Origin of the sequence: Burkholderia sp. Ac-20344 (assembly GCF_017104975.1) — a bacterium.
Taxonomy (GTDB): domain Bacteria; phylum Pseudomonadota; class Gammaproteobacteria; order Burkholderiales; family Burkholderiaceae; genus Burkholderia.
The window spans coordinates 1-5,444 of record NZ_JAAGPP010000279.1 but is presented as its reverse complement, the minus strand read 5'-3'; the positions used below and the strand labels follow the sequence as shown (position 1 = coordinate 5,444).

The following is a 5,444-nucleotide window of genomic DNA, read 5'->3' as shown; positions in this document are numbered from 1 at the left end:
CGAAGGCGGCGCACGCGCGCCGTATCGGGACAACGCATCCGGCGAAGGCGCGAAGCGCAGCTTTGGCGACCGTCGCACGTCGTCGGATCGCCCGCCGCGCCGTGATGACGACGCACGTCCGCGCCGCGCAGGTGCCGGCGAAGGCGGCGCACGCGCGCCGTATCGCGACAACGCATCCGGCGAAGGCGCGAAGCGCAGCTTTGGCGACCGTCGCACGTCGTCCGATCGCCCGCCGCGCCGCGACGACCATTCACGTCCGCGCCGCGCAGGTGCCGGCGAAGGCAGCGCACGCGCGCCGTATCGCGACAACGCGTCCGGTGAAGGCGCAAAGCGCAGCTTCGGCGACCGCCGTACGTCGTCGGATCGCCCGCCCCGCCGTGATGACGATTCACGGCCGCGCCGCGCAGGTGCCGGCGAAGGCGGCGCACGCGCGCCGTATCGGGACAACGCATCCGGCGAAGGCGCGAAGCGCAGCTTTGGCGACCGTCGCACGTCGTCGGATCGCCCGCCGCGCCGTGATGACGACGCACGTCCGCGCCGCACAGGTGCCGGCGAAGGCGGCGCACGCGCACCGTATCGCGACAAGGCAGCCGGTGAAGGTTCGAAGCGCAGCTTTGGCGACCGTCGCACGTCGTCGGATCGCCCGCCCCGCCGTGATGACGACGCACGTCCGCGCCGCACAGGTGCCGGCGAAGGCGGTGCACGCGCAACGTATCGCGACAAGGCAACCGGCGAAGGCGCGAAGCGCAGCTTCGGCGACCGCCCTGCCCGTCCCGCACGCGACGGCGAGCGTGGCAGCGCCGAGCGCCGCTCGTCCGCCGCGGGTCTGAAGACCGCGCAACCCGTCAAGCGCCAAGCGGCCGACGTCGACTACGGCGACGAAACGGGCCTGATGCGCCTGTCGAAACGGATGTCCGAGCTCGGCATGTGCTCGCGCCGCGAAGCCGATGAATGGATCGAAAAGGGCTGGGTCCTCGTCGACGGCGAACGCATCGACACGCTCGGCACCAAGGTCCGCGCCGACCAGAAGATCGAGATCGACGAACGGGCGAGTGCCGCGCAGGCCGCGCAAGTGACGATCCTGCTGCACAAGCCGGTCGGCTATGTGTCGGGCCAGGCGGAAGACGGCTACGAGCCCGCGGCCGTGCTGATCACGCGCGCGAACCGCTGGAGCGGCGACCATTCGCCGGTACGCTTCTCGCCGCAGCACCTGCACGCACTCGCACCGGCCGGCCGCCTGGACATCGATTCGACCGGCCTGCTCGTGCTGACGCAGAACGGCGTGATCGCGAAGCAACTGATCGGCGAGCAGTCGGATATCGACAAGGAGTACCTGGTGCGCGTGCGCTTCGGCGAACGGCTCATCGACATCGACCAGCACTTCCCGGCGGAATCGCTCGCGAAGCTGCGCCACGGCCTCGAGCTCGACGGCGTCGCGCTGAAGCCCGCGATGGTGAGCTGGCAGAACGGCGAGCAGTTGCGCTTCGTGCTGCGCGAAGGCAAGAAGCGCCAGATCCGCCGCATGTGCGAACTCGTGGGCCTCGACGTGATCGGCCTGAAGCGCGTGCGGATGGGCCGCGTGATGCTCGGCGCACTGCCGCAGGGTCAATGGCGCTATCTGTCGGCCGACGAGACGTTCTGACCATAGGCGCGCCGCACGTGCGCCATGCAATGAAAAAGCCCGTGCAAGCGGGCTTTTTTCTTTGCTGCCGGAAGCCGGACGATCAGTCGTCGCCGGTCGGATCGAGCCCCGGAAACAGCACCTCGGTGAAACCGAAGCGCGTGAAGTCGGTGATCCGCATCGGATACAGCTTGCCGATCAGGTGATCGTATTCGTGCTGGACGACGCGTGCGTGAAAACCGTCGGCCACACGATCGATCTTCTCGCCGAACTGGTCGAAGCCGCTGTAGCGCACCTTCGCGTAGCGGCTGACGACGCCACGCATACCCGGCACCGACAGGCAGCCTTCCCAGCCCTCTTCCATGTCCGGCGGCATGTACTCGATCTTCGGGTTGATCAGCACGGTCTCGGGCACCGGCGGTGCATCCGGGTAGCGATTGTTGTTGCCGAAGCCGAAAATGATGATCTGCTGCCCGATGCCGATCTGCGGCGCGGCCAGGCCGGCGCCGTTCGCATGGTGCATCGTCTCGAACATGTCCGCGACGATCTCGTGCAGTTCGGGGGTATCGAACCGCTCGACCGGCTTGGCGACTTCGAGCAGGCGCGGATCGCCCATCTTCAGGATCTCGCGAATCATGGCGTATTGCCCTCCAGGAGTTGGTGCAGGCCGTCTTCGTCCAGCACGGGGATGCCGAGTTCCTCGGCCTTCGCGAGCTTGCTGCCGGCTTCGGCGCCCGCGACCACGTAATCCGTCTTCTTCGATACCGAACCGGCCACTTTCGCGCCCGCCGCTTCGAGCATTTCCTTCGCGGCATCGCGCGTGAGCGTCGGCAGCGTGCCCGTCAGCACGACCGTCTTGCCGGCCAGCACGCCCTGCGGCGCCTTCGGCGCGGGCGGTCCTTCCTGCCACGTCACCTTGCCCGGCGCGCGCAACTGCTCGATCACGGTCCGATTGTGCTCTTCCGCGAAGAACTGGTGGAGCGACTCGGCGACGATCGGCCCGACGTCGTTGACTTCGAGCAGCTCTTCGATCGATGCGTCCATGATCGGCGTCAGCGAGCCGAAATGCTTCGCGAGATCCTTCGCGGTCGATTCGCCGACGTGACGGATGCCGAGCCCGTAGATGAAGCGCGCGAGCGTCGTGTGCTTCGCCTTCTCGAGCGAGTCGAGCAGATTCTGTGCGGACTTCTCGGCGAAGCGGTCGAGCTCGGCGAGCGTCGCAAAGCCGAGATTGAACAGGTCGGCCGGCGTGCGTACGAGATTCAGCTCGACGAGCTGGTCGATGATCTTCTCGCCGAGCCCGTCGATGTCGAGCGCGCGGCGCTGCGCGAAGTGCCACAGCGCCTGCTTGCGCTGCGCCGGGCAGAACAGCCCGCCCGTGCAGCGCGCGATCGCCTCGTCCGGCAGGCGCTCGATCTTCGAGCCGCACACCGGACATTCGGTCGGCATCACGAATTCGGCCGCATCGGCCGGGCGCCGGTCGAGCAGCGCGCCGACCACCTCGGGGATCACGTCGCCCGCGCGGCGCACGATCACGGTATCGCCGATCCGGATGTCCTTGCGGCGCACCTCGTCCTCGTTGTGCAGCGTCGCGTTGGTCACGGTCGCGCCGCCGACGAACACGGGCTCGAGGCGCGCGACCGGCGTGATCGCGCCGGTGCGGCCGACCTGCACGTCGATCGCGACGAGCGTCGTCAGCGCTTCCTGCGCAGGGAACTTGTGCGCCAACGCGAAGCGCGGCGCGCGCGACACGAAGCCGAGGCGCTCCTGCTCGTCGCGCCGGTTGACCTTGTAGACGACACCGTCGATGTCGTACGGCAGCGATTCGCGCTTCTCGCCGATCTTGCGGAAGAAACCGAGCAGGCCTTCGGCGCCGTGCACGACCGCGCGCTCGCGGTTCACCGGCAGGCCGAACGACTCGTACCAGTCGAGCAGCGCGCTGTGCGTATCGGGCATCGGCATCCCGTCGAGCACGCCGATCCCGTACGCGAAGAACGACAGCGGGCGCTGCGCGGTGATCTTCGAGTCGAGCTGGCGCAGGCTGCCGGCCGCCGCGTTGCGCGGGTTCGCGAATTCGCGCTGCTCGGCTGCGCGCTGGCGTTCGTTCAGGCGTGCGAAATCGCGCTTGAACATCAGCACCTCGCCGCGCACGTCGAGCACGGCCGGCACGTTCTTGCCCTTCAGCTTCAGCGGAATCGAGCGGATCGTGCGCACGTTCTCGGTCACGTCCTCGCCCGTCGTCCCGTCGCCGCGCGTCGACGCCTGCACGAATACACCCTGCTCGTAGCGCAGCGAGATCGCGAGGCCGTCGAACTTCAGTTCGCACGCGTATTCGACGGGCTCCGTCACCGAGCCGGCGAGATCGGGCGTCTTGTCGAGCGCATCGGCGACGCGCTTGTCGAACGCAACGATGTCCTCGTCGGCGAAGCCGTTGTTCAGCGACAGCATCGGCGCGTCATGGACGACCGGCGTGAAACCGCCGGCCGCCTCGCCACCCACGCGCTGCGTCGGCGAATCGGGCGTCACGAGTTCGGGATGATCGGTTTCGAGCTGCTGCAGTTCGCGAAACAGCCGGTCGTACTCGGCGTCGGGCAGATCCGGCTGGTCGAGCACGTAATAGGCGTAGTTCGCCCGCTCGAGTTGGTCGCGCAGCCACGCGGCACGCGCGTCGGGCTGGCTGGCTGGCGGTTCGGCTTGGGTTCGGGCCATGCTGGCGGCAGATTCGTTCTGAGAAAATCGGATGCCCGATTATCTCAGTTTGACGCCGCGGCGGGGCGTGCAATGCGTGCCCGATGTGCCCGATACGCGTGCTGCAGCGCAAACAGCGAGGTGCGTGCTGCAGCGGCAAACGGCGGCACTGAAGGCCGCCGTTTGCGCGTTCGCATTACTGGCTGAACAGGCGGCGCGTGACCGGCGAACCGGCCGGGATGCCGGCTTCCTCGAGCTTGGAATACAGCTTCATCAGCTGCTGCTCGATCGCCAGCAGCGTCGACTCCGGCAGCGGCCGGCGCGAATCGTCGACCACGCGTGCGCCGATCCGCTCCGACAGCGACTTCGCGTAGTCGCACATCAGCCGGAACGGCAGGATGTCCTCTTCGGCGACCGGCACGTCGAGCACCAGCGTGATCATGTTGCCGCCCTTGTACGTGAGGTCGTCACGCAGGAAGTTCGTGTCGCCGAACTGCAGCATGAACACGGGGTTCTGCTTCGCGTCGAGCTTCACGAAACGCGTGCCGTCGCGCGACAGCAGCAGGCCGTCCTGCGACGCGACCGCCTGCACGTAGTTCGCCGACCACGGCGCGCCGTCCGACATCACGTTGATCGACAGCTGCGCGTCGCACTGTGCGGCAAACGCGTCGAGCTCGCGCGCCATCGCGACCGTTTCCATCATGTCCGGGAATTCCGGCGCGCCGTCGATTGCGTCGGCGAACTGCTGGACGCCCGTCACGAATTCGGAGAACTCGAGCTCGTTCAGCGCGCCGCTGCGGTTCGCGAGCTGCGCGGCCGCGCGCAGTTCCTCGTAGCGCACGCCGTTCTGCAGCAGTTCCCACTGGCCGCCTTCCGGCTTGCCTTCGATATGCACGGGCTTGCTGCCCGCGCGGCGCAGCCGCTGCGCGGCCGGCAGGATCTTGTCGCCCGGCAGCGCCCCGCCGAGGCGGATCGGCACGATGCAGTCGATCCGGCGGTCGACGATCGCCGGCGGCGCCGACGAGATCGTCGTTGCGGCCGGCAGCACGGGTTCGGCCGCCTCGGCGGCCGCTTCGTGCGCGACGGCCGGCGCGGCCTCTTCACCGGCCACCGGCTCGACCGTCTCGGACGGCGT

The 5,444-nt window shown here is 68.3% G+C and carries 4 protein-coding genes; 1 reads left to right on the top strand and 3 read right to left on the bottom strand.

Features of this window, described 5'->3' with window-relative positions; all coding sequences use genetic code 11:
• Window positions 1-1,642: pseudouridine synthase (locus tag G3N64_RS38150; protein WP_205788752.1), on the top strand; the 1,642-nt coding region annotated here is incomplete at its 5' end.
• A gap of 82 nt (window positions 1,643-1,724) precedes the next feature.
• Here G3N64_RS38150 and def read toward each other — a convergent pair.
• The 3 genes from def to G3N64_RS38135 all read right to left on the bottom strand — a co-directional run.
• Window positions 1,725-2,258 carry a peptide deformylase gene (def, locus tag G3N64_RS38145; RefSeq protein WP_205788751.1) on the bottom strand — a complete coding sequence of 178 codons (534 nt, stop codon included), beginning with the start codon at window positions 2,256-2,258 and terminating at the stop codon, window positions 1,725-1,727.
• Window positions 2,255-4,330 carry an NAD-dependent DNA ligase LigA gene (ligA, locus tag G3N64_RS38140; protein WP_205788750.1) on the bottom strand — a complete coding sequence of 692 codons (2,076 nt, stop codon included), beginning with the start codon at window positions 4,328-4,330 and terminating at the stop codon, window positions 2,255-2,257. Before ligA ends, def begins: the two co-directional genes overlap by 4 nt.
• A 175-nt stretch (window positions 4,331-4,505) precedes the next feature.
• Window positions 4,506-5,444 (bottom strand): cell division protein ZipA C-terminal FtsZ-binding domain-containing protein (locus G3N64_RS38135; RefSeq protein WP_205788749.1); only part of this gene is annotated, 939 nt, incomplete at its 5' end.

Excerpts from the sequence above, each read along its gene's own strand:
- def (WP_205788751.1), bottom strand. The coding sequence starts at position 2,258 with ATGATTCGCGAGATCCTGAAGATGGGCGATCCGCGCCTGCTCGAAGTC.
- ligA (WP_205788750.1), bottom strand. The coding sequence starts at position 4,330 with ATGGCCCGAACCCAAGCCGAACCGCCAGCCAGCCAGCCCGACGCGCGT.